This window comes from Brevibacillus sp. MCWH (assembly GCF_013096935.1).
In the GTDB taxonomy this organism is placed as follows: Bacteria; Bacillota; Bacilli; order Brevibacillales; family Brevibacillaceae; genus Brevibacillus; species Brevibacillus aydinogluensis.
The window spans coordinates 1-925 of record NZ_SDLF01000064.1; the positions used below are offsets into that span (position 1 = coordinate 1).

The window sequence follows — 925 nt, forward strand, 5'->3', positions numbered from 1 at the left end:
TCAGTAGACAAACAAATATTCCTCTACTAAATACTATAATACCAAGAAGCATCAGGTTTGCTTCTTCAGTAGCTTTCAACAATTTACCGTCTACGTTAGTAGATGATAGAAAAGATAAATCTGTACAATATTATTACGAACTAATTGAGGAGGTTGTTCAAAATGGCTAAAGAAAAGAAAGATAAAAAAGAAAAGAAGACTTCAGAAACAGAAAAGAAGGCTAAGAAACCTAAAGTGGTTGAGTTTAACGATGTTGCTGAAGAAAAAATTGTTATTGACGCAGATATTGATAAGGAGCTCGAAGAGTTCCAAGAACAATTAGGAATCAAAATTGAAAAAGACGAGGAGGTTGAGGAAGAGTTAGAAAAATTAATAGAAACTCCTTTAGAAACATATGAAGAAGTTAAAAAGGTTGACGAGACCTTAGAATCTAATGAAGAAGTTAAAGAGGAGGTTTCAAAATCCGACGAATCTAAGGAAGAAGATCCTGAACCTCTAATTTTATACAATTTTGAAAATAATAAACAGAAGGAGAGTGAAGCTGAACCTTTCTTAATTTCTCAATTTGAGAAAGAAAAAGAAAATAAAGCACAAAAAGAAGGTAAAGAAAATAAAGAAGGGGTTGGAACTAAAATAGAAAATAAAACAGACTCGTCTATTGTGAATAATCTGCTAAACAAAAATATGTTTGAAGGAGGTAGATGGGTTCAACCTTCTAAACGAAAAATTTCATAAAAATAACGTGGGTTCTATCCTACGTTATTTTTTTATATTTATATATTATAAAAATATGATAAACAAATAAAATGAAGGGAGATGAATAAATATGCTAAATTATAGTAAAGAACTTGTCGACAAGTTAAGTCTAATTTACAATTCTATTCTACGAGAAGGTGACTATGAAAAATCGGTGGAACAATTAAAT

Annotated in this window: 1 protein-coding gene; it reads left to right on the top strand. The window is 29.9% G+C overall.

All coding sequences use genetic code 11. The features are described 5' to 3' along the window. Positions 1–162: 162 nt before the first annotated feature. Entirely contained in the window at positions 163–735 is a 573-nt protein-coding gene (locus ETC00_RS19355) for a hypothetical protein (RefSeq protein WP_171567685.1), read from the top strand. Positions 736–925: the final 190 nt, after the last annotated feature.